Annotated in this window: 17 protein-coding genes; 8 read left to right on the forward strand and 9 right to left on the reverse strand. The window is 52.1% G+C overall.

Going from position 1 to position 22,943, the window contains the following annotated elements; translation table 11 throughout:
- The coding region (locus V5E99_RS29950) for a toxin-antitoxin system YwqK family antitoxin (protein ID WP_499806087.1) at positions 1–1,077 on the forward strand (1,077 nt) is incomplete at its 5' end.
- An 878-nt stretch (positions 1,078–1,955) separates the two neighbouring features.
- Here the strand turns inward: V5E99_RS29950 and V5E99_RS29955 are convergent.
- Positions 1,956–2,924, reverse strand: a complete 969-nt coding sequence (locus V5E99_RS29955) for an SIR2 family protein (RefSeq protein WP_499806088.1) — start codon at positions 2,922–2,924, stop codon at positions 1,956–1,958.
- A gap of 510 nt (positions 2,925–3,434) precedes the next feature.
- On the opposite strand from V5E99_RS29955, the gene V5E99_RS29960 reads away from it, so the two are divergent.
- Together V5E99_RS29960 and V5E99_RS29965 are read left to right on the forward strand one after the other, a co-directional pair.
- Positions 3,435–3,680, forward strand: a complete 246-nt coding sequence (locus V5E99_RS29960) for a hypothetical protein (protein ID WP_499806089.1) — start codon at positions 3,435–3,437, stop codon at positions 3,678–3,680.
- A gap of 94 nt (positions 3,681–3,774) precedes the next feature.
- Complete coding sequence (locus V5E99_RS29965; protein ID WP_499806090.1) at positions 3,775–4,776, forward strand: restriction endonuclease; 1,002 nt, start codon at positions 3,775–3,777, stop codon at positions 4,774–4,776.
- A gap of 292 nt (positions 4,777–5,068) precedes the next feature.
- Here V5E99_RS29965 and V5E99_RS29970 read toward each other — a convergent pair whose 3' ends face one another.
- The 6 genes from V5E99_RS29970 to V5E99_RS29995 all read right to left on the reverse strand — a co-directional run bounded on the left by V5E99_RS29970 (position 5,069) and on the right by V5E99_RS29995 (position 14,122).
- A complete protein-coding gene (locus V5E99_RS29970) occupies positions 5,069–7,687 on the reverse strand; it encodes a DEAD/DEAH box helicase (protein WP_499806091.1) in 2,619 nt (872 codons plus the stop codon).
- Between the two features lie 9 nt (positions 7,688–7,696).
- On the reverse strand, positions 7,697–9,283 hold the full coding sequence (locus V5E99_RS29975; RefSeq protein ID WP_499806092.1) for a site-specific DNA-methyltransferase: 1,587 nt from the start codon (positions 9,281–9,283) through the stop codon (positions 7,697–7,699).
- A gap of 386 nt (positions 9,284–9,669) precedes the next feature.
- Entirely contained in the window at positions 9,670–11,403 is a 1,734-nt protein-coding gene (locus V5E99_RS29980; RefSeq protein WP_499806093.1) for an ATP-binding protein, read from the reverse strand.
- Positions 11,404–11,412: 9 nt separating this feature from the next.
- Complete coding sequence (locus tag V5E99_RS29985) at positions 11,413–12,426, reverse strand: SIR2 family protein (protein ID WP_499806094.1); 1,014 nt, start codon at positions 12,424–12,426, stop codon at positions 11,413–11,415.
- A gap of 440 nt (positions 12,427–12,866) precedes the next feature.
- A complete protein-coding gene (locus V5E99_RS29990; protein ID WP_499806095.1) occupies positions 12,867–13,523 on the reverse strand; it encodes an inovirus Gp2 family protein in 657 nt (218 codons plus the stop codon).
- 398 nt (positions 13,524–13,921) lie between these two features.
- Positions 13,922–14,122, reverse strand: a complete 201-nt coding sequence (locus V5E99_RS29995; RefSeq protein ID WP_177030879.1) for a helix-turn-helix transcriptional regulator — start codon at positions 14,120–14,122, stop codon at positions 13,922–13,924.
- Between the two features lie 445 nt (positions 14,123–14,567).
- Here V5E99_RS29995 and V5E99_RS30000 point away from each other — a divergent pair, with 445 nt between their 5' ends.
- On the forward strand, positions 14,568–15,413 hold the full coding sequence (locus V5E99_RS30000) for a hypothetical protein (protein WP_499806097.1): 846 nt from the start codon (positions 14,568–14,570) through the stop codon (positions 15,411–15,413).
- Positions 15,414–16,390: 977 nt separating this feature from the next.
- Complete coding sequence (locus V5E99_RS30005) at positions 16,391–16,768, forward strand: DUF6124 family protein (RefSeq protein WP_499806099.1); 378 nt, start codon at positions 16,391–16,393, stop codon at positions 16,766–16,768.
- Positions 16,769–16,850: 82 nt separating this feature from the next.
- Here the strand turns inward: V5E99_RS30005 and V5E99_RS30010 are convergent, their stop codons facing one another.
- Positions 16,851–17,783, reverse strand: coding sequence for a YeeE/YedE thiosulfate transporter family protein (locus tag V5E99_RS30010; RefSeq protein ID WP_499806100.1), 933 nt, complete (start codon positions 17,781–17,783; stop codon positions 16,851–16,853).
- 141 nt (positions 17,784–17,924) lie between these two features.
- Between V5E99_RS30010 and V5E99_RS30015 the strand changes: the two genes are divergently transcribed.
- The gene (locus V5E99_RS30015) at positions 17,925–19,331 is read left to right on the forward strand and encodes a DUF2252 domain-containing protein (RefSeq protein WP_499806101.1); all 1,407 of its coding nucleotides are present in this window, start codon (positions 17,925–17,927) and stop codon (positions 19,329–19,331) included.
- A gap of 325 nt (positions 19,332–19,656) precedes the next feature.
- Positions 19,657–20,223 (forward strand): ribosomal protein S5-alanine N-acetyltransferase, encoded by a 567-nt coding sequence (gene rimJ, locus V5E99_RS30020; protein WP_499806103.1) that lies wholly within the window; start codon positions 19,657–19,659, stop codon positions 20,221–20,223.
- A gap of 12 nt (positions 20,224–20,235) precedes the next feature.
- Here rimJ and V5E99_RS30025 read toward each other — a convergent pair whose 3' ends face one another.
- Positions 20,236–21,210: a metallophosphoesterase gene (locus V5E99_RS30025; protein WP_499806104.1), complete on the reverse strand. Its 975-nt coding sequence runs from the start codon at positions 21,208–21,210 to the stop codon at positions 20,236–20,238.
- A gap of 242 nt (positions 21,211–21,452) precedes the next feature.
- Here V5E99_RS30025 and V5E99_RS30030 point away from each other — a divergent pair, with 242 nt between their 5' ends.
- Positions 21,453–22,892 carry an ArnT family glycosyltransferase gene (locus tag V5E99_RS30030; RefSeq protein ID WP_499806105.1) on the forward strand — a complete coding sequence of 480 codons (1,440 nt, stop codon included), beginning with the start codon at positions 21,453–21,455 and terminating at the stop codon, positions 22,890–22,892.
- Positions 22,893–22,943 lie beyond the last annotated feature (51 nt).

The raw sequence follows: 22,943 nt of genomic DNA on the forward strand, positions 1-22,943 counted from the left end.
CACATTTATCTTTCGCCGAAAAAAATAACGCCACCAAAAACTTACAGCCGTACTTTTAGAAAAAATCAGGAACTTTATGCAATGAAATACATTTCTCTACTTGCCGTATCAGTGGGGCTTCTCTCCCTGACTGGCTGCGGCTCCAGTGAGCTCGACTTCAGAAATGCTCAAGTTTCGAATGGAAAAATATACGAAGGTAAAGAGAACAAACCATTTAGTGGTTTTGTTACCAATATCCCTGAAAGCTTCATCCACACAGGCAGCGGCTACGACCTCTTCATAAGAGAAATGAACGATACACTTCGGAAAATAAAATCCGAGAAAAATTCTTTCTGGGGAAAAACATTCTCTTGTGACACAAAAGTTAAAGATGGATATATCTCTGGCAATGTCTCATGCCACCATCAAAATACGCGAGTCCTCCGGTACACAGCGCAATACGAAGACGGAAGAATGGATGGCGACATGCAGGTATTCTCCCTTGATGACAAACGCACTATAGCAAAAGCGTCATTTAAAGGAGACTTGCTTGATGGTGCAGCGACCCTCTGGAGCCCGAATACAGCAAAACCAATTCAACTTAGAAACTACAAGAATGGCAAGCTGCACGGCGTACAGGAAAACTACGACGAAACCACGGAGAAGGTTGTGTATAGAAGCGAATCCAAAGATGGATTTACGGTAGGAAAAGTTGAAGCCTTCAACGCTCAAGGAGCCATGACAAAGCAAATACCCTACGACGACGGTGTTCCGCACGGGATAGCTTATGAGTGGGATGCCAACAACAATCGGATGATAGGACTTGCAACGTTTGATCATGGAGTAAAAACCGGCGAGGGTAAAACATGGAGCCCTGACGGCACCCTTATTTCAGATTATATCTACCAGCGCAATGCAATTATAGAAGACAAGTTGAACCCTGTGCAGCCCAACACCAACACCAACACCTGCCTCACCAACTTGATCGATAATTTTCATAAAGCCAATGGCGATGATGCACCTATTAATGCGGATCAAATCGCAGAGTGGGAATCTTCCTGCGGCGCAAAGAACGATGCACCTTGGACAGAGGAATAACCTTCGCTACAGGTACTCCTTTATGACTGTGTGCAAAGCTCCAAACCCAAAGCTTTTTCCCGCCCCCTTCAGCAACTGGCGCTAACTGGAACTTCGCTCGGGTACATCGGAGAAACTGCTCCAGGACGCAATCAGCCCTCCAAACGCCTATCGAAAGGAGTAAGAGTAAAACTTCACTACCTGAGAAATGCCCAAATGGGCCATTCTCGACGCAGTGAAGCATGAAGAGCCAGCCCATTAGGTGGGCCGGTTCTTCAGGTTTTTTTGTCTGTTTCAGATACGCAATCAGTTATACCAAATCGCCCCCAAAAATTGATTAAACATAGTGGCAGCGAGGGGGAAATTACTGCAGTTGACATTGGTTCGTTGTATTACGGGGGGCTAAAGCAGGATGGATACGCTCCTACACCAAAGTTTGGCCACGCAACGTCGATGACGCCCGCTTACCAAGTCCTTTCGCAATCATCCAAGTTCGACCCGGCCAAGAACTATCTCAAGGTCACGGATACGGACTGGGAGTGGCTGACAGCGGACTTCTATTTCAGCTCACACAGCTACGGCGAGCTGCGACAGAAAGCAGACTTGCTCAACAACGCTTTAGCCATGCGCAATACGGTCGCGCACTCATCCGAAAAATGCAGGGGGGGACTTAAAGAATACCGCGCTACGCCTTTTACAGACAGCCGACGGTAAATTGATCCAGGGATATACACCGAGGGCCTCGCTTTTACCAAAAGTGGAACTCCATTTTGGGCAATTGGCGGTGCAGAAAGGCGAAACACATTTCACTGCGTGTCTGGCCATGTAACGCGCGCTCGCAGACAAGGTCGGTCGTTAGCGAGAAATGAAAAAGCGCTCATACAGAGCGCTTTCCCCTATCACCAGCCTACGAACTCCAGAATATTTTCTAGTTGGATAACTTTGATTTTGTCTGTGCCAAGGCGATCACGCCAAAACCACTGCCTCTGAGCTAAGAGGCCTGCCCCTTCCCATTCAATTACTCGGACCGGCCTGCTCTGCGCGTACGCCGCAATAACTCGGTTCAAGTGAATATCCAGGCCCGAGTAGCCAAACACGATAATTTCTTCAGATTCGTGGCACGCCGAGTGCAGATATTTCCAGTACGTGGAAAGCACATTTGAGGCGTCGATGACCGATGTTTTGTGTTTCACATGGGTGAGCACAATGTGGTTGCTGTTTTTTTCTGTGCTCATTGTGAGCTGATCGCGCGTCAGCTTTTTAGTGGTCCCATAAGGAGTGTCGAAGAAAAGTGGAGAGCCATGAAGGTGCATGTAGTAACCAAAATTGTTACCAAATTTCCGTACGAGGTTGTCCTCATTGAAGCCGTCATCCCACATGCCATCAACAAGATTTCCGTTGTACCCTGCCAGGATATGATCATCCACCAGTGCGCCATAAAGGAGCCGATCATAATTTAGTGTTGCGATATTGGAGTTCGTGGCGCGAAGGAAAGCAAATAGAGGCTCAAGGAATTCTTCTGGAAGTGTTCCATGATAGTTATGCAGATTGGTTGCTACCTTCAGGATGTAACGAGATACAGCCTTTGGAAAACTTTTACCATCAGCTGTCAACCACTGGGCGTTGTCGTCCTCGAGACGATTGATAGCTGCACACGCGGTCACAATAGAATGCAGCGTATCGAGTTGATCTTCACCCTCCGGTGCGGCGCCGCCGTTTCCAACGCACTGGCTGATCATTTGCTTCTGATTGGCAGGAAGATAAACCGGGTGCCCCCATACCGCCTCCATTGCACGCGCTAAGCTGAAATGCTTGTGATCGAGCGCCATACCAAGGCCGTTACCAAATATGAGTGTCTTCCTTGCCATGCTGCCTCCCCAATGCCAATTAATTTTGGCGTTAAAATAGTGAGCCTGTGCGCAAAAGTCCATCGCATTTCGCTCACATGAAAGAAGCGCCCATTCGAGAGTCTCTTTCCTGATTTTCAGGGGACTATTTACCAGTCGCCCGCTAGGGAAGCTCTGAAAAAGCTCGGATTTTACGAAATGGCGGCTCTGTAAGCCGCATGATTACTGGGTTGCAGTTTTCGAAGGAGGACTTTTTCAGACCATCCCGAAAGTATATTTCTTCAGCTCCGACCATAATGCAGAGCCTTGCAAATTTGCACGATACCCGGTATGCGGCCCCTATTCTGCGAGCTTGCTCCTCTTCGCTCAGAGGCTCCAGTGGTAATGCCATCAGCCTCTGAGAGCTATCGGCTTGCTAAGTACTTGCACCGTTCTCGAAAAAAACTGCTGATCGTGTAAGCTATTAGACCACTCAGCCGATCACGGAAAGTTAAAGGATAATAGCTATGGATGATATGGATAAAATTTGTGATGGTTGCGCTCTACCAGGGTGCGCTTGCACTTGCAGTTATTGCGAAGACTGCGACCAAAAAGAAGTCAACTGCAACTGCGAGCATTGTAGTTACTGCACAAACAAAGAAGACAGCTGCACCTGTGATGCTTGCAACAACTGTAGTGAAAAAGAACCTGAATGCACATGTAATATCTGTAACGAATGCAATGAAAAAGAGCCTGAATGTAACTGTGAAGCCACGGCTTGATTACTGCGCCTGTTAAACTGCAGAGTTTCGTGCCGAGTTCTACAGCCCCATTGGCTATTTATCATTTGGTAAATTAGCGTTTCCGATTCATAGACAGACTGAGTACCAATATGCCAACGATGTGGATGATTCGAGGAGACGGTGGCCGTCTCTATGATGATTTTAAAGATCGTAACCTGGCCGCCATCGGCTGGGCCCAGTTGGCGCCGGTAGCCAAGCCGGGAGTTTCGCGCAAGGCGTTGATACAGGCATACAAAGATGTGCAGCCAGGCATCAAAGACGGCACGGCTGTGTCTGGCGCCTCCCAGGTCTTCCGCTTCGTCAACGAAGTCAAGGAAGGCGATGCCGTTGTAACCTATTCGCCCGCCAACCGCACCTACCTGGTCGGCCAATTTACAGGAGCCTGCCTGTACCGGCAGGAGTGGGCAGATGAGGGCATGGCGTTGACCAGGCCCGTGAAATGGCTAGAGCAAGAGGTCGACCGCGACAAACTCAGCAGCATCAGTAAGAACAGCCTCGGCTCCACACTCACCGTCTTCAATGTGGCGGAAGACGCCCAGAAGGAACTGCTAGCCTTAGCAGCCGGCAACGCCGTACCAGTGGTGCATAACGACCCTATAGGCGACACGGAAGTCATCGATGACCCGCTAAAGGGCGTTCAAGAAATTGCTTTTGAACGCATCAAAGACCAGATCAACAGCCTGGATTGGTCCGAGATGCAAGACCTGGTTGCGGGCATCCTCCGAGCTATGGGCTACAAGACACTGGTTTCTCCCGCAGGTGCTGATCGAGGCAAAGATATCATCGCCTCGCCAGATGGCTTCGGCTTCGAGCCACCTCGTATCGTTGTAGAGGTTAAGCATCGAAATGCGCGGATGGGCAGCACTGAAATCCGCAGTTTTCTCGGCGGACGGCACAAGGATGATCGTGGACTGTATGTCAGTACCGGCGGATTTACGAAAGAGGCGTTGTATGAAGGGGAGCGGGCCAACGTCCATCTAACCATGTGGACATTGGATGAGCTGGCACGGACATTGATGGCGCATTATCCGATGACGGATCCGGAGACGAAGCGGTTGGTGCCGTTGAGTTATTTTTACGTGCCGGCTTAGAAGGCATGACACTGTGGCCGCTTCAGCCGTTCATTAACGTCGTACGGGGATTCATCCGCGAGTCGGACGCCGTGTTCACTTGCGGCACTTCGATCAGCAGATCGGAGAAATTGCTTCAAGACGTAAATCAGCGCTGCGAACGCCTATCGGAAGGAGTCCTAGTCAAAGCTTTCCCGCTGGAGAAACGACCAACGAGCCACTTTCAACGCTATAAAGCCTGGAAGGCCAACTCCGTATTCGGGCTAGTCTTCCAAGCTTTTTTTGTGAGTTATGCAGGTTTGCCGACACCGTTTCAAAGATTTCTTAGGAGTTCGCTGGCTGAAGCCCAAGAATAAGCACCAGATGGCGGGTTAGTTTCGAACACCATTAAATAACGATAACCACGACCCGCACATTTTTCCCAAATCTGCCCCAACTCGACTTTGGCATCAGAGTCGGAGTTATCGCGGTCCCCTCCCTTGGTTTCGAGCAAAATTATCAACCCAGACTGAAGACGTAGCACAAAGTCAGGGAAATGGTTTATCGGTCCATTTAAGTAAAATCCGCGACCACTTTGGTTACGGTGCCACCACCGAACATTTTCACAATCGGATAGAAATTCAGACATACGCTCTTCTAAGCCGTTGCCCTTCTCTTCTCGGACGTACAGGGAGTTTTCAGCACCAACTGGCGCTTTTTGCCGCGGCGAAATCTCAACCGGAAGAGCAAAGGAGGCACGCGTATCGATCTTCTGAAGGTCAATCCACTGCTTGAAACGGCGTCGCGAGAACACCAACATCTCGTTGCGAACGCGCTGTCTAAGGCTTTCCACGTATGCGTGCTGTTGCTCTACAACCTCATCCAACTGACCAGCACTGAGTCGACCAAGGATTTTGCGAATGTAAGCCTGCAGGTCACTTTCAGCGAGAGGGGGCATTTTTCCCAGCCAATTACCCACCAGGCCGGTCAGCTGGCGCCTTTTTGCTTCCGGATCAAGACTTGAAAGATAATCCTTCCATTTCCGAATTTCAGTATCCTTTAGACGCACACGAGTGGGCTCGTAGTCCCCCTGAGAGCTACCGACCCTCAAAAGATCGAGCTTTACCAAATCCCCGGCAGTCGGTGCCACCACGAAATCGTTCACGTCACAGTCAGCCAGGTGAAACTCATGGTCGAGCAATTGTGACTTATCAAGAAGAACACCCCCATCTGCATCTGCAAAAATGAGACCTGCAGGCGCTTCCCGATAGAATTGAGGTAATCTCAACTCTCGAATTTCTTCAATGAATTCTGGGCGAACCGGGTACAATTCCATTGCGCCTCTAACCTCAACGGGAACGTGCGAGCAGGACGGATCAGCCTTCAACGCCACCAACTCAGCATGCGCCTCATGAACGGCTTTCAGCGTTGCCTCCAGAAAATTTTCTTCCTGATCTGTCTTCTCTTTCGAAAACACCTCAGTGTTTTTAGAGGGGGTATTGGGGCTACCGACTTCGTCAAAAAGGGATAATGGAGCAGCTTCTTCCTGTCTCTGACCAGACGGCCCAGCAGGTTGTGAAGTGGGCTTCGCTTCACCCTCTATCAGGTCAGGGGTTCTGAAGTCATTGCGACTAAATCCGGCTCGATTGAGACCGGCAACAATTTTTTCCAACGTGCTACTGAACACACTAGAAGCAGTCAGTACGTAGCTCATGTTCAACGGCTCATGACCATGAGCGCGAACATATGGTTGCCTCAGAATTCGACCTAAGATTTGCTCTACATCTACGGGCGAAGATCGATCAGCTAACGTGGCAAGCACGTAGGCAAATGGGCAATCCCACCCTTCTTTCAAAGCATTGACGGTAATTACAAACCTTACCGGGCATTGAGTTGACATAAGATCCAATCCGCTCAATTCATCCTTCTCTGCGGTTTTGATCTTAATCCAGTCTTCTGGCACCCCATGCTCAAGCAATTCTGCCCTTGCATGTTCGAACGTCTTCGCGTCTGCTTTGACCTTGCTCTCCGCTTGGATTAACACGATAGGTCGAATGTAAGCCCCCCCACGCGCTTGCTCAGCCTGAGCCTCTGCTTCGAGTCGTGCACGCAGATCAATAGCATGAGCAATGACCGAACTTCTGCTAGGAAGGTTTCGAACGATGACGGGAAGCTTGACCATGTGCTGATCGCGCATAACCATCGCATCGACGAAGCTAATGATGTTTGCGCCGGCTCTCGGGGTAGCCGTCAACTCAAAAACGAAGCTCGGGTTGAGGTTGCGGAGCATGTCCAGAGACAAGCTACTTGTTACGTTGTGGCTTTCATCAACGATGACGACTGGTGCAAGCCCAGCCATTGAAGCGACAAGGGAATACGGATCAACACCATCACCTACCGCAACGGCCGTGGCGGACAGGTCGTCCAGCGAGCTGTTTTCTTGGTACAGCTTTCGGTCATCTTTATTGCGTGCTTTCAAGCTGTCATAGGTAAGAACGGCCAGTACAAGACCGTCCTCAACCTCATCCCTTGAAAGATGCCCTGAAAGGAGGTCGCGCTTATCCATAATGCTGACCCTACCTTCAAACAGCCGATTGAGACTCTGCCTGTAGGGGTGATCAGAATTGCGCAAAGCCCGAAGGACTTGATCAAGAATGGAGAGTGAAGGCACCAACCACAAGCAGAGGCGTGCATCACCTTGACGACGCTGAAGAGCCTTGAAAATACTAGAAACGGCATGAAGACCAATGTAGGTCTTTCCACCAGCCGTAGGGACTTTGGCACACACCTGCGGTGCACCATGTGGGGCATCTTGGTATCCCTGCATTTTGGTAGCGCCTTGAGCGTCCCAATGAGCACGATACGCTAACTGAGCGTCTTCACAGGCAGTCCATCGACGGAGGTAAAGCTCCAGATCCTCGATGACCTGACTCTGGTAGGGGTTCAACTGCATTTCAAATCCTCAGAGTCTGGCGATATCACGGGGTATCTTCTTAAAACCAATGCTATGCCGTCTCATAAAGTCTTCGCCTAGCGCCAATTGGTCCGCATAAACAAGCACCGGACCAACGGTTTGCACGAGTTCTGCCAGTAGATCTAGGTCAAGGGTAGTGATGGAGTCGGCTTCATACGCGAAAAACACACGTAGACCGTTTGCTTCTCCAAGCCAATAACGATGCTTAGCCTCTTCAGAATCCACACGAAACTGCTGATAGATCCCTTCCTGCCAAGCCACATAATCTCGAATTGCAGCCAGACCAGCTTCGGGATTTAAGTTTCCGTATTCAACGAAAAGAGGTTCGGCAAGAGTTTGAAAGGTGAACCCGCCTCCTAGGCCAGACACTTGCTTTATTCCGTCACCGTAACCAGAGATAACACGCCTCATCCGTTCTGCAGTTAACGACTCGGCATAATCCATCAATTCGATCAGGACGAAACGACGAGACCCTCCGTCCTGGGCGTTTGCTTTGAGCACTGCATGCCCTGTAGTACCAGATCCGGCAAAGGAGTCGAGAATAATGGAATCTTCATTAGCCGCAATGTCCAAAATTCGTCCAATAAGCGTACTGGGTTTAGGCGTATCAAAGGAGGATGTATCCGAGAAAATCGCCCGCATCTCATTTTTGGAGGTGCGGTTACTGCCTACATCCTTCTTCCATAGTGTGCGAGGCACAAGATCGCCAACTTCATTCAAATAGCGCTTGATACTCGGTCGGGCTTCACCTTTCGGCCCCCACCAGACACGCCCTTCCGCATCTAGAGCCCTTAAGCGCTCTTCGGAAACTCGCCAATATCTGCCGGGAGGAGGGCTGAACTGACGCCCAGTGGGACCAGTAATCGTGAACAAACCCTTTGAGTATGGTTTGTTCGCAAATGGATCGCCCGGAATCCAAGGACCGTTTGGATCGTCATCATCGTTCGTATAAATTGAATCGGACTCAGCGGTTCGAGCTAGGCGAGCAGGAGCCCAATTCGGGCGTTTAGAATAAACAAGAATGTAGTCATGGTCTGTTGAAAATTGGTTAGCCGAGTTTCGTGGTGAATCGGCTTTTTCCCAAATCACACAGGTAACAAAATTTCCAACGCCGAAAATTTCATCGAGTATTGGGCGAAGAATGCCAACGGCATTGTCATCAATCGAAACCCAAATTGAGCCGTCCTCCGAAAGCAGGCGATGCAACAATTTGAGTCTGGGGTACATCATGCAGAGCCATTTATCTTGACGGCTCATATCCTCATTTTCTTTTCCTACGACCTTACCCAACCACCGTTTTATACGTGGGTCGTTGACATTGTCGTTATAAACCCAGCCTTCATTCCCGGTGTTGTAGGGTGGATCGATATAGATACAATTCACCCTACCCTCAAATTCGGGCAATAAACTTTTCAGAGCGTCAAGATTGTCGCCTTGGATAATGCGATTTTCGTGGCTGTTTTTCGGAGCAGGTTGAGATGCTTCAAATTTGTAATTGTCGCGCAGCACGCGGTAGGGTACGTCCCGATGATGGTTTCGGACTTGATCCTTCCCCACCCAATGCAGTGTTGGCATGGTGTTTGCCCTGTCCTGATGTTCACAAAACCGCCCTTCGAAGGCAGCCGGTGATTTGACACCATGAGTTACGGCAAGGCAAGCAGAGTATGGAGCTACCGGAGCGCCTTCTGCGGCATTCCTCCTGAGCCAACCTGCAAGGCGATGGCTGCAGTGATTTAATGGGCATACGTAGCGATGACGTGAACGTCACGGCACATGCTTAATGTAAGCGAGAGGGTGTGTGATCAGTTCCATTTCGATGAAGCCCTTATCAGGGATACAAGCGATAGGTAGGAGACTTTGCCGGACGGTTACCTCAAGGGCGTTGCGCCCTTGATCCTACATACGAAGCGGCCATAAAGCCGCTCCGCATTGCCCATCTGCCATGGAAGCCCGTAAAGCAATTACTGGATGTTTTGCTTACGCCAGTTATCTATCGCAATCGACAGTCGCTTGTCTTTGACCGGCTTTTGCCATTCATCCCAAAAATTGACCGTGCCGCTATTCGGTTTGTTTATGGGCTCATCGATCCTGATTCTGCTTGGCAGCAAGCTCGCATCGCCAACAACCAAGGCCTCGCCTGTATCGAGAGTCGGCAGGATATCGCTGAACCCACCAAGGCTATCGGGAAGAAGTCTCTTGATAACGCCCTGATCCTCAGCGTTGGTCAGCCGCATGGATACGAAGTTGCTGCATTGGCTGAGCATCGTCTTATTCACTTCGGACGGACGCTGGCTTATCACGACAAGGCTGACACCGTACTTACGGCCTTCCTTGGCGATGCGCTCGAAAATATCCAGGGAGATATCGTCGGCGGACTCCGCCATGTTTCGTTGGGGCATGTAGAGATGCGCTTCGTCACATAGAAGCGCAATCGGGTGACGCAGCTCGGATGGTGTCCACTGCTGGACGGAAAACGTAACCCGAGCAACAAGGGAAACGATCAGCGGGAGAACGTCTGATGGAACTTCAGAAAAGTTGATGATCTTGATACCGGCTTTGCCATTTTCTCCAGAGCTTCCGAGCACGGCAGTAGTGAACTTTTCAAGCCAGGTAAAATCCAGAACGTCTCCACCACCATTGAACATAAAGCCAAGGCGTCTATCAGAGATTTTATTCTCAAGCCGTGAAATCATCCGGGCGAGCTTTCCAAAAAAATCACCCTGCTTTTCTTTACCGGCCGATGCCCCCGGAACCATCTCCACGTTAATCTCGTTCAGCCTGCCCATCAGAACATCCAGATCGAATGGAACCGGGCTATCTACGGTGAAGTGCTTCAGAATTTCCTTCTGGTCGCCATCCTCCAGATACTTTCTTTTTGCCTGGTTGATCTCGCGGGACATGATCATGGCCTGGTTGGGCGCATTCTGGTCGCTCCGGTCAACAAACATTGCCACGAGTGCTTCATACGAAAGCAGCCAGTAAGGCAGGTAAAGCACACCGTCATCAATGGTGCGTTTAGCCTCAACGTCTGCGGGACCGGCCACTTTGAAGTGCTGAATCCCTTGGCCCACCAATGGCGAGTATTCACCATGAAGATCAAAAACAATGGCGTTAGCCGTAGAGAGCCCCGCCATCTGCTCAATGATCTTGGCTGTCGTCCAGGATTTACCTGATCCGGTACTGCCGCCGATGAAGGCGTGGCGCTGGAAAAACTTGTTACCGTTGAGGTAGGCAACGGCATGTTCGTCCAGTGTGTATTTGCCCAACGTCAGGGCGTTCCCATCGGCTGAGACGCTAGAGAGCGTACGCATGAAGCCAGTAAGGTTTTCGCCCTCTAGCGAAAAGCAATTTGCATCAATTTCCGGAACGCTTTCCAGAGTGCGGCGAAAGACGTTTTCTCTTCCTCCGTCACGATCCAGCATCGTGCCAATCAGGGCGATTTTGCACAGGTTTAGTTCTGAGGTCTGCTCGCTAATACCATCGCCTGCGATGACCTCGATGCCACGCTTGCGGGTCACCTGGGTGATGAGGCCGATGAGATGCTGTCCGGGCCTGCTGCTTTGGAGTACGGCAAGATGGTTGACTTGCAACCTTTTGAGTTGGTCGACATTTTCCACGTCCACGATAACGTTTGTCGTATCGACGGAGGCAACCTTTCCAAGCGCGTCTTCATCCTTAAAATTAAATATCGGCATCTCTTCTTCCTACATGATGAGTGACAGGTAACCCTCAAGACTCCAGATGTTTTTTTCAACAGTCAGTGGAGTCTTATCCAAAGAGGAGTAGACGATGGACTGCTCGTCTGTTGCTCCCCGCTCAATTGCCAGGTAATTCTGCGCCTTACCGTCAGTAATGAGCTTCTTAGCCGCGTCTGAAAGCGCATAGGTAATAATCGTGATCGGGGTATTCTGACGCTGACATCTCGCCATGAGTTTCGGCTGAATATGCTCGTCATTGAAGCCGTAGCCAATGCACAGATAAGAGTTCGCCGCAGTAATGGCTTGGTCAGCATTGTTGATGATTGAGCGGTATGGCTCTAAATGCGTCGTTTGATATTTCTGAGTGCCCGGAGTCACGATTTCCGGTTTGTAATTGACAGGTATCCCTTGAATATTTGAAAGAGCCACAATGTCTTCGAGCGGCGATTTAAACCAATCCAGCGAGCCGTGAACCTTCCAGATATTGACTCTGCGGGCAGAATTTATCTCATTCGGCGCGGCCAGTTGCCGGAAAAACCCATGCGTGAAGCCCGTGTAGTGGTGAATCCGCTCCTGATCGCAGGCATATTCGGCTAGCCTGTCGTAATTCGTAGTAACAATGTTTAATTTGGTGAGGCTGCTTTTGAACATGTGGCGCAGCAGTCGGCTCAGCGGAAACATCGCCTGGCTCTGAAGGCTTTTGTTGAAAATGTGAATGTCTTCAGCGTTGATGAGCGACCAGGTTGCTTTGATAATTCTGGAAGTTAGCTCGTCTGTAACAGCCACCTGGTGCAGCGCCGACTCCAGATCAACGCCAGCCTCTAAGACCTGGCAGAATTTTTCCCAGGCTTCTACCTCGCCAGCGGATAAGCGTGAAATGTCGGTATGTGCGACCAGGTGCTTCGCAAGCGCCCACATGCCAGACATGCCATGGGCAGCCGATGCACCGCTGCCCAGGATGATAAGGGGAGCCTTGTTGTAATAGTCCTGCGCTTGTTTTTCAAAATTCAGGCCTGACAAAATTCTATCCTTGCCGTTTATGTCGATCCGAAAAAACTACACCCACACCGGCTCAAAGGAAATACATCAGTGATGCATCCTCTGCAAGAGCCTGAACTACTCTTCTTGCAACTCAAACCTCAGTTCGTTTAAATCACTGATTCACCCATTCAAGCTCAAATACCACCTGATCCTCGGTATCCAAGCCACTGCACGTGATTAAACTGGCTAGTATCAGTCGAGACGTTTCAATGCCAGGCGCTCACTCGCGCCCTGAGTGGGGGGATAGATGGGGGGACAGAAATTTAAACCGCCATAGAAACCAGTAAAATAAGGAAAAAACCACACGATAACGCCGCCCACAAGCCACCATTGAGCTTACTTACGTGAGCGGCCTTTGCCATCATGCTCTGGCTCGCAGCAAGCGACAGTTGATTAACCCCACACCCATCCGAGCGGTATCAAATACGACTAGCCCCAAAGCCATGATGACCCTCACCAAAAACCTTGGTAGCCGACTTACAGAGGTAGCTAGCCCTGTAAAAGAACTTCCCCTGCTCAGCCAAGTCGCCACGACGCAGGTAGTAGTAAGGGTTGCTCGGAATCTCAACCAAGCCTTTGACATCCTCCACGGGCAAACCCAAGGCACTAGCCCAAGCCTCAGCCAGTCGGTTGAACATGTTGTCTCTGCCGGGCTCGTACTTACCCAGCGCATTAAATGCATCGTAATTCAACAGGATTACCATGTGATGATGGGGTTTTCCATGCTGACCTTGTTCACGCGCCCAAACGAATCGAACTTTACTGTCATGGGCATGCGCATTTAACTGTCGAGCTTTATGGCGGTTATGTTTGATCTTGGCTTTGAACGACTCAATAAAACGACCAATCACCTCATTCGTGCACGCGCTATCAGATAGTTCTGTATCGGCGGGAAGCCTCAGATCAATCCTAAATGCAAACACACGGGAATATTGACTAAGTGCATTCCTGAGCGTGTGATAAAGACGACTCAAGTATTGACTGACAAAAGGACCTTTATCCTCTTGAATTGGAAAGACCTCATACATATTTCCATAATGAAGAGACAGATTGGCATTATCGGGATGACGTAGCATGTTATTACTCCATGGTTTAGTTCATACTCTAGACACACTGAGTAAATTCTTACCAAGAACCCTCAACCTACCAACCCATTACAACCCAATATAATTCTCTGACACGCTGGCTTTATGGCCAGCTTTAATTAATGATTGATACCTAGATAAACTTACATATCCACACAGGCGTATAGACACAACACTTACTGGTATTACTTAAAGCTACAAAAGCATATTACCAATACCGAGAAGCGCCTTTACGGAAAAACCCACAAACCCCCAACAAAACACTATTGAAAACCATCATCAAGACAGCAACTTTAACTCTGACAAAAAAACATTACGAATATCTCACCAGAACTCTCCACTCACTACAACCCTACATACGCGCTGCCCCCTATTTATAAAACACCAAATCAAACAGACATAACTCCTTGCGAATCACGCTCTATAACTCTATCTAAAATCCAACCCTGAACTTCACTTTCCACCCAACCTACACAACGATCCCCCAACGAGACCGGTTTTGGAAAAGCACCTTCGGCAACGTATTTGTAGATCGTAGATCGACCAAGACCAGTAGAACCAATTACATCTTTAAGACGAATTATTTTCATGACTCACACCTCATATCTATTCAATAGATACGGAGGTCACGTATTTTTTTTACAAACGCCTCACTACACCAAGACGTCACAACTCAAACGGCTTTCATTCCATACACACGATTACAGCCCCAAACCAGGACCGGACAGGACTCATTGGCCATCTACTACCTGACGCAACACGCAAGACCGAAACGCATGCCTCCCTCACAGATACACTGTCCACATTCGAAGCGAATCAGATCCTCATCCATCACACCTGAGAAGCTGAGAAGCTGAGAAAATGCCTACAGAAGCCAGTTTTTTATAGAGATTACGCCAATTTAATCAACATAAAACACACTTAAAAAACACTGAAACCCCTCCTAAATAAATCTATTTTACCTATAGATTTCTACTAGAGAAAAATAGAAAATAAAGGAATTGTCATCCACCTCCAATCCTTTTAGGGCCCACTATGGCAGTCCGTTATAACGACGCACTTACAAAAGCACTTCCTGGAATCAATGTAGACGACCGACTAATAAACTGGCTATGGTTTTTCATCCCACACAACTGCCCAACAGCAAACTTAGGGGAATACAAAAGCCACGAAATGAGGGGCCGCATGGCCCACATAATTAAAACGACTCCAAACTTAAAAGAGATCATCGAACACAACAAAAACTTATCCCTGATACCAGATCAAAAAACAAAATGGATAACGCACGACGAAAGACAGCAGAAGTGGATTAATCCGCGTGTATTTTCAAAAAGAAACACTCTCCCATTTGATCCGCCCCCAAACTTTGCAGGACGAGACTTCACTATCGTATTGATTGACACTTGGCTCATAGACAAATCTCAAAAAGAAATGATCATTTCCGAAATAGCGCGAGAATGGGGCCAACACACCCAATCGGACAAAATATTTAAATGGTTTGATGACCAAGACGAAATCAAAAAAACTTCGCTCGCATGGGAGATGATTCAAAAAAAATCCCTGTTTCTCGCAAACAATTCACCTATAAAAAACCTGCAAGATTTGATGATTTTTTTTGACACCAATTACTTCAACATCCACGAAAAAACACTAACAATAGATTCAATAAAAAAACGCTGGAGCCAAAACAGATACAGGGAAAAGCAAACTGAAAAAAAACAGTACAACTTCATCCTTTCAGACAAGGCGATCAGACGCCTTGACAAGCTGGCAGACAAATACGACTTGAAGCGCACTGAAGTTTTAGAAATATTGCTACAGATGGAAGAGGAGAAAGATCTCTACATCAAGGAAAAAAAGAGACTTACGTCAGAAATTTAAAGCTATCGTTATCAGAACGAACAAACAAGCGCGCAGAGCATCATCACTTTTAACCCACGCATCCATAAAAGTCCTGCGATATTGCAGGGCTTTGATATTTTTCACGTGCAAAGCGCAATCGATGCTTGGATATCTCTCAGTCCTTTCAAAACGGGACCTAACGTTTGTTACTTCTCCCACCATCACATGTGCTGATCCAGAATCGCCGCGCACCGCATATCGAATCGTAGTGTGTTACCGAGCAAGGTAAATTTCTTATTCGGCTATCAATTCGAGCGATATTATTTTTTTGACTGGCGCGAACTTGCCTTCACTGCGCTTTGCCATCCCATTCAATTAACAACATCGCGCATATGCCCAAACCTGATTGCGAGACAGCGCTACCCTGCTCTGACGATTGCCTTTGAGCATTTACAACGAGGAGTATGCGCACACCCCGCTGAAATGCCCTTCCCCACGGGAGTCTAAGCCCTTCCCGGCGGCAAGGGCTCAATGAGAGCGGGGATACGACCCAATAGGGGAAGATTCAGGTCGCCGAATTGGTCGCAGGTTCAAATCCCACATTTCAAGGCATGAGTCAAAAACACAACAATTAAGCGGTTACGGAACAGAAGGAGCTATGATAGGAAACTCGGTATTCCAAATGGTATTCCAAAAGAAAAACCACACCGTTATTTTTGTTTTAAATCATCAGCTTATGCGACAGGTTCAAATTACCCCGGCCCACCAAACACGAAGCAAACCAAAACCCGCCAAGTGCGGGTTTTGTTGCATCTGGGGTGTGGCGTTCCCGCCACCCGCCGTCTTTGCCGAGACGAAGAAACCACGTCCTAGGACATTTCCCTCAAACTCTGTCGAACTCCATGAACTGGCGAGTACCGATTCGTGACGTTAACCTTCGGACTTCAATGCAACCCGGCGAACGGTTCTGAACAAGCCGAAAAGCGCAGGGATGCCTCACCTGCCGGAGTTTCTCCATGAAAAAGATCAACCCAGGCTCAATTGAAAACCCAGGCCTTTCAGAGTCGGAAGCCATCGACCTGACCTTTCCGTCCGAAGTGACACAGCACCGCATCAGCGCCCGCTTGCGCAATCCAGGACGCGTCGATCCCGTGAGCCGGATTTTCAAAATCCATCCGGATGCCGACGCCGTCACCCTGCTCGCTCACGCCAGCAAAGACCTGGCCTCGCTGAATGCCATGACCACCGATCTGACTGACCAACTGGAAGGCCCGCATCGTAACGTGGCAGTGGCGATACAGCAGTTGACCGGGCTGGCCGAGATGTTGATCAATCAGGCGCTGGAGAATCTTGATTCCCCGCCGGAGCCGACGACCAAAGCCATCTGCCACTGAGTGGATGGGCGACCTCATTGCGGTCGCCCATTGCTGCGAGCCTCTAACTGGCCGCTGAGTCACGTTCAAGCAACGAAAGCACCTAGCGCTCACCTGCCGATACGAATCTCGACGCAAAACGCCGGCTCGCAACTCCAAGCAACATCCCCACCACAATCCCTGTCAACGGCACCACGCCCGCCCATGTCAACGTCGGAAACACCAGCAAGATCTGCGAGTCATTTCCCCCAAGCATCATGGACGCCCCGATCCCCATCAACACCCCCGCCAGCAGATGCTTTGCTGCCGCCCGCCCCTCGAAGCGTTCATAGCTGAACGTCCTTCGATGCAGCGTGTAACTCAACATCCCCACGAGCAGCATGCCAAACACCGCCAGGCGTTCAGCGGTCAGCGAGCCCGCCCCCGGCACCCAAAACATCTGGGACAGGTTGTAAAAAAATACGCTGGGCGTCCACAGCGGTTCGAAGGTGTAGAGCGCGCTGGTCAGTGCGCCCAGGAGCATGCTGGACAGCACCAGGTGTTTGTCGCCGTGAATGCGGATCAAAAACAGCAGCGTCAGCAACAAGATCACAAGGGTCAGCCAGTAATGGCTGCTGGTGATGGTCGGCATTTGCAGGGTTTTGTGTTCGGGCAGCATGTTGAGGTGGTGCCAGAGAACAATGCCCAGCACCCAGCCGACGATGGTGAAGGCCTTGGTGAAGTTACCGCTGGCGAGTTTGGTGAGGGTACCGACGCTGCAGCCATCGTTGAGGACGGAGGCGAGGCCGAACAGCAGGCCGCCGCCGACCAGCGACAGGTAGCCGACGTCGGGGATGAACAGGGGCTGGCTGATGCCGAACAGGCGGTAGAACGGCGCCAGCAACAAACCGAACAAGCCGCACGCGATCAGTGACACGAACAACGTCGGTCGGCGGCTGAGCATTAACCCGACGGCTTTGACCAGGCACATGCCCATGCGCTGGGAGACCCAGCCGATAAGGAAGCTCAGCACTAGAGAAACAAGCAATGAAAGCACAGGCCTCCTCGTTTCCGGGCGCAGAATTGAGCAGATACACAAAGGACAGGTTAGTCGCTGCCAAAACACTTCGGATGAACATCTAAAGCCCTTCTACACTCACTTCGCACACGCCCGCCAACGCAGACCAAACGAGCCCCCATGACCACCCTCAAAGACCGGCTGAAACAAGGCAAGGACGCTCGAAAAACCTGTCCTCGCAACACCCAGTCCTCCCTCGGCAATATCGACCGCGATCCACTGCCGCTGATCAAGGCATCGAGCGAGGGGCGGATCAAATCGTTGGTGGAGTTGCGTTACGGCCGCATGCTGGTCCCGCCGTTCACCTTCTATCGCGGTAACGCGCTGCTTCAGGCTCATGACCTGGCCGGCACGTCCAGCATGGGGCTGATATCACCGATCTGCGGCGACAGTCACTTGATGAACTTCGGCGGGTTCGCCACCCCCGAGCGCAACCTGCTGTTCAGCGTTAATGATTTCGACGAAGCGCACCCCGGGCCGTGGGGGTGGGATCTGAAACGGCTGGTGGCGAGTTTTCTGATTGCCGCCCGCGATCTGCGCCACGGGGAAACGGTCGAGGAAGACGTCTGCCGCCAGGTCGTCGCGGCCTATCAGAAGACCATGGCCGAGTGCGCCGAACAAAGTGCACTGGAGACCTGGTACGAGTCCATCAGCTACGACGATTTGCTGGAGCAGGCGAGTAAAGCCACGCTGGAACACGTGGAGCGGGCCATCGAGAAAGCAGAGCGGCGCACCCATGCCGAGTTGCTGCCGAAGATCTGCGAGCGTGACGCTAATGGCCGTCTGACGATTCGCGATGACCTGCCGGAAATTTTCCACCTGCACAACACCACCACGCTGCTGGATGCCGACGATGACTGGTTACGTCTCTCGGATTGGAAACCGCTTTACGACACGTTCATGGGCGACTATCGAACCACGCTGCAAGCGGACCGTCGGGAGCTGCTGTCGCGGTTTCATGCCCACGACATGGCATTCAAAGTGGTCGGCGTGGGCAGTGTCGGCACGCGCTGCCTGGTCGCGTTGCTGACCGATGATCAGGAGAACCCGCTGTTTCTGCAATTCAAGGAAGCGCGGCGCTCGGTGCTCGCCGGCTACGTCAAGACCAAGTCACGGGTGCAGCACAATGGCCAGCGCGTGGTGAATGGCCAACGATTGATGCAATCGGCCAGTGACTTGTTCCTCGGCTGGACCACGGGGCCCAGCGGCAGGCACTTCTACGTGCGCCAACTGCGGGACATGAAAGTCTCGGCGGAAATCGAGACGTTCGACGCCGAAACCTTCGCCGCCTACGGACGCACCTGCGGTCGGGCGCTGGCCCGGGCCCATGCCAAATCGTCAGGGCAAGCGGCGCAGATCAGCGGTTACATCGGCAAAAGCCAGGCGCTGGCCGATGCACTGTTCAAATACGCCAAAAGCTATACCCAGCAGAACGAGCAGGATTTCGAGCGCTTTCAGCAGGCCTGCCGCAAGGGCCGGTTGCGCGCGCGTTCGGAAGCGGATTTTGCGGCGGATCATTTGCCATAGCGGCGCACTGGAAACAGTCGGTGAAATAGATAAATTTTTCTTCACCACACGATCCGTTATCAAACGGTACATTGCCCTCGCTCATTCAAGAAACTACGGTTTGCCCGCCCTCCCGCGGGCTTTTTTTTGGGCGATTAATTTGCATCCCCCTCGTAGGAGCTGCCGAAGGCTGCGATCTTTTGATCTTGAAGGTCAAAAGATCGCAGCCTTCGGCAGCTCCTACGCATGATCTAACGTCAAAGGTGGGCACCTGTTCCTCAGCCGTTTGAGTTTTCCCCGCGTCCGGGCAATGCTGGCGCTAAGCCCCCCGCGACCGGAGTACCTAATGCCGCTGCTGACCCTGCCCTGTAAACACCTGACGCTGGCGGTGCTCGACCCCGAACAAGCGGCACTGGAAAGCGATTTCTACCAACGCAACCAGCGGCATCTGGCCCGGTGGTCACCGATTCGCCCCGCCGACTACCACAGCCCGGAACGCATCCGCCCACGTCTTGAAGTACAAGCCAGCGCGTTTACCGCCGGCCTGGCCGTGCATTTTGCGCTGCTGAGTCCGGACAACAGTCAGATGATCGGCGCCTGTAATTTCAGCGGTATCACTCGCGGGGCGTTCCAGGCTTGCTACCTCGGCTACCACATCGACGAAGCCCATCAGGGTCAGGGCTTGATGCAAGAAGCGCTGGAAGCGGGCATCCGCTACATGTTCGAGGGCCAGCAATTGCACCGGATCATGGCCAACTACATACCCGGCAATGAACGCAGCGCCCGGTTGCTGGAACGCCTGGGATTTGAACGCGAGGGCTACGCCAAGGCTTATCTGAGTATCGCCGGGCGCTGGCAGGATCATGTGCTGACGGCGTTGATCAATCCGGCGCCTAGCCCGGTGTTCCGCTAAGCACTTCCCATGTCATTGCGCGACAACCTGTTGCGCGGTATCAGGCAACAGGCAGCCCTTGGCCATCCACTGGCACTCCCTGGCCCAGCGATAACCGGATTCCAGATGGCCTCGATCATCGTAGTACGCCAACCGCAACTGGTTGGCCGTCAGGTCGAGTTTGGCAAAACCGGCGTGGGCGGTGGCAAACGACGTGTCCTGCTCACTGGCACCTACCGCATAGAGCTTCTGCCCGCCGGCCCCGGAAACCACCCAGGCCGGCTCGGCGGCACGCAGCAACAGTTGCTGATTGTGATCATGCCCGGCGAGGAACACGTCGACCTTATTGCGCTCCAGCGCGGGCAACAACAGGCTGACCAGTTCGCCGTCCTCACCATGCTCGCCATGATTGCGTACCGGGTGATGGGCCGCCGCCATGCGCCATACCGGCGCAGGACCCGGTTGCTGGAAGGCTTGATCAAGCAGATCAATCTGCTGCTGGAACGTTTCCCGGGGCGCCGACGTGTCGAGGAACACCATGCGTACCAACGGCCGCCCACCGACACTGCCAAAATCCTTGACGTAGAAATTGCTCGGCATCTGCCAGCGCCCCGAGCCCTTGTGGCGCTGGCCATATTCGAGTTCAGCCTTTTGCGACACCGGGTAATCGTGATTGCCCAGCACGGCGTAGAACGGCACATGACTCAGCCACTGCCCCCAATAGACGCGCTCGAATTTCATCTGCCAGCCAAGGTCGTGAGTACTGGTCAGCGATTTGCCATAGAAGTTGTCGCCCAACAACACGACCATATCCAGCCGCCCGTCCCTGTCGGCAACCCGCTCCATGGCCTGCCCGACTCGCCACTGCTGCAGATCGCCACTGCCCTGATCACCCAGGGCAATCATCGATACCGCCGCAGGGTCCAGACCACTCAACGGGACAAACGGGTCCGGAGGCGTGAACATCCAGTACCCGACAATTGCTGCAACGATCAACACGATAAACATAACGATGCCGGACCGGCGAACCGCCTTGCCAGGTACAAATCGTCTTGCGCTCAGCGATGCAATTGGGGCGTGTTTCAATCAAGGGCTCACTTGGCATGGCCAGCCAGGCATAAGGGGAAAACAAGGTTCGACGTCTGCCGGTAATAGATCACACCGCTTGTTCACACTTTGTTAAGAATTCGCCCCGTATACTTTTTCCAGCCTGTTTTTTTCGGTCCCCTTTCTTCGGTAGCCAGAACCTTATGTCGCGTCCTGCCCCGTTGCTGTTCCTGCTTGGCTGTCTGCTGTTTTTCTTCGCCCTTGGCAATCATCAACTGCAAGGTTCCACCGAAGCCCGGGTCGCCGGGATCGCCATGGAAATGCACCTGGATAACGACTGGGTGACCCCGCGTCTGTTCGGCGAACCCTTCCTTGAGAAACCACCCCTGAGCCTGTGGCTCGACGCCGGGGCGATCCGCACATTCGGCGGCACGCCGTGGGCGGTGCGGCTGGCCTCGGCGTTTGCCGGGTTGTTCAGCGTGATGGTGTTGTACGCGATGCTGCGCCGCTTCGGCCGGCCTAAGGCCATTGCCTGGACCGCCGGCATCTTGCTGGCAACCATGGCCAGTTACTGGAGCAACGTGCGCGGCGTCGGTGAAGACGCGTTGCTCGCCCTCGGCGTGACCATGGCGCTGCTGGCGTTTTTCCAGGGTCAGCGGCATTCCACGGTCGGTAACGCCGTGCTGTTCGTCGCCGGGATTGCCATCGCCACGTTGAGCAAAGGGGTGCTGGGCCTGGCGATGCCGGGGGTGGTGATCTTCGCGTTTCTGCTGGCCGAAAGCCTGATGGACAAGCGCCTGAAAATCGCCGACTGGCTGCGCCCCGGCCTGCTGACCGTGGTGGGGCTGATCCCGTTGCTGATCTGGCTCGCCGTGTTGTATCAACGCGGCGGTGCCCACGCCGTGGGCGAAGTGCTGCTGACCAATAGCGTCGGGCGCTTCAGTGGCTCCTTCGTCGAGGCCGGGCATTACGAACCGTTCTACTACTACCTGGCCAAACTGCCGGAAGCGTTCTTGCCCTGGAACATTCTGGTGTACCTGGGGCTATGGCACTTTCGCAAAAGCCTGATGGCCAATCGTTACTTGCTGTTTTTCAGTCTGTGGATTCTGGCGCAGTTCGTGATGCTGACCTTGGCCTCGAGCAAGCGCACGGTGTACCTGATGTCGATGACGCCCGCCGCTGCGGTGATTGCGGCCGAATATGCGCGCGTCCTGTTCGACAGGCTCAAGGCCCGCGAAGGTGCCTCGACCCTGCTCGGCCGCATCGCCCGACACCGGCAAGCGGTGGCCGCCGGTTTGCTCACGGTGGTGATCGTCAGCTACCTGGCCGCCGCTCAATGGGCAATGCCCCGCGCTGACATCGAGCTGTCCTTTCTGCCGCTGACCGAACAGATCCAGACGTTGCAAGCCAATGGCCAGGAAGTCGCCCTGTTCCAGGCCAATGAACGGGTCGGCGGTGCTACCGTGTTCTATACCCAACGTGTGCTCAAGGGGTTGGACACCGAGGCGCAGTTGCACGCATTTCTGAAGGCATCCCCCACGAATGTGGCGGTGATGTCGGGTGAAAGCGAACCGGTTGCGCCGTTGAAGGTGCTCAAGGTCATGATGGTGGGGCGCCAGGCTTACTACTTCGTTGGAGAGTGAGACCGCGTTAACGTTCTTCGCGGGCAAGCCTCGCTCCTACAGATCCTGTGA

It is taken from the genome of Janthinobacterium sp. LPB2021202312-11-4 (genome assembly GCF_037049705.1).
In the GTDB taxonomy this organism is placed as follows: Bacteria; Pseudomonadota; Gammaproteobacteria; order Pseudomonadales; family Pseudomonadaceae; genus Aquipseudomonas.

Excerpts from the sequence above, each read along its gene's own strand:
- V5E99_RS29970 (WP_499806091.1), bottom strand. The coding sequence starts at position 7,687 with ATGCAGTTGAACCCCTACCAGAGTCAGGTCATCGAGGATCTGGAGCTT.
- V5E99_RS30030 (WP_499806105.1), top strand. The coding sequence starts at position 21,453 with ATGTCGCGTCCTGCCCCGTTGCTGTTCCTGCTTGGCTGTCTGCTGTTT.
- V5E99_RS29990 (WP_499806095.1), bottom strand. The coding sequence starts at position 13,523 with ATGCTACGTCATCCCGATAATGCCAATCTGTCTCTTCATTATGGAAAT.
- V5E99_RS29960 (WP_499806089.1), top strand. The coding sequence starts at position 3,435 with ATGGTTGCGCTCTACCAGGGTGCGCTTGCACTTGCAGTTATTGCGAAG.
- V5E99_RS29975 (WP_499806092.1), bottom strand. The coding sequence starts at position 9,283 with ATGCCAACACTGCATTGGGTGGGGAAGGATCAAGTCCGAAACCATCAT.
- V5E99_RS29955 (WP_499806088.1), bottom strand. The coding sequence starts at position 2,924 with ATGGCAAGGAAGACACTCATATTTGGTAACGGCCTTGGTATGGCGCTC.
- V5E99_RS29995 (WP_177030879.1), bottom strand. The coding sequence starts at position 14,122 with ATGAAAATAATTCGTCTTAAAGATGTAATTGGTTCTACTGGTCTTGGT.
- V5E99_RS29965 (WP_499806090.1), top strand. The coding sequence starts at position 3,775 with ATGCCAACGATGTGGATGATTCGAGGAGACGGTGGCCGTCTCTATGAT.
- V5E99_RS30005 (WP_499806099.1), top strand. The coding sequence starts at position 16,391 with ATGAAAAAGATCAACCCAGGCTCAATTGAAAACCCAGGCCTTTCAGAG.
- V5E99_RS30000 (WP_499806097.1), top strand. The coding sequence starts at position 14,568 with ATGGCAGTCCGTTATAACGACGCACTTACAAAAGCACTTCCTGGAATC.
- rimJ (WP_499806103.1), top strand. The coding sequence starts at position 19,657 with ATGCCGCTGCTGACCCTGCCCTGTAAACACCTGACGCTGGCGGTGCTC.
- V5E99_RS30025 (WP_499806104.1), bottom strand. The coding sequence starts at position 21,210 with ATGTTTATCGTGTTGATCGTTGCAGCAATTGTCGGGTACTGGATGTTC.
- V5E99_RS30015 (WP_499806101.1), top strand. The coding sequence starts at position 17,925 with ATGACCACCCTCAAAGACCGGCTGAAACAAGGCAAGGACGCTCGAAAA.
- V5E99_RS29980 (WP_499806093.1), bottom strand. The coding sequence starts at position 11,403 with ATGCCGATATTTAATTTTAAGGATGAAGACGCGCTTGGAAAGGTTGCC.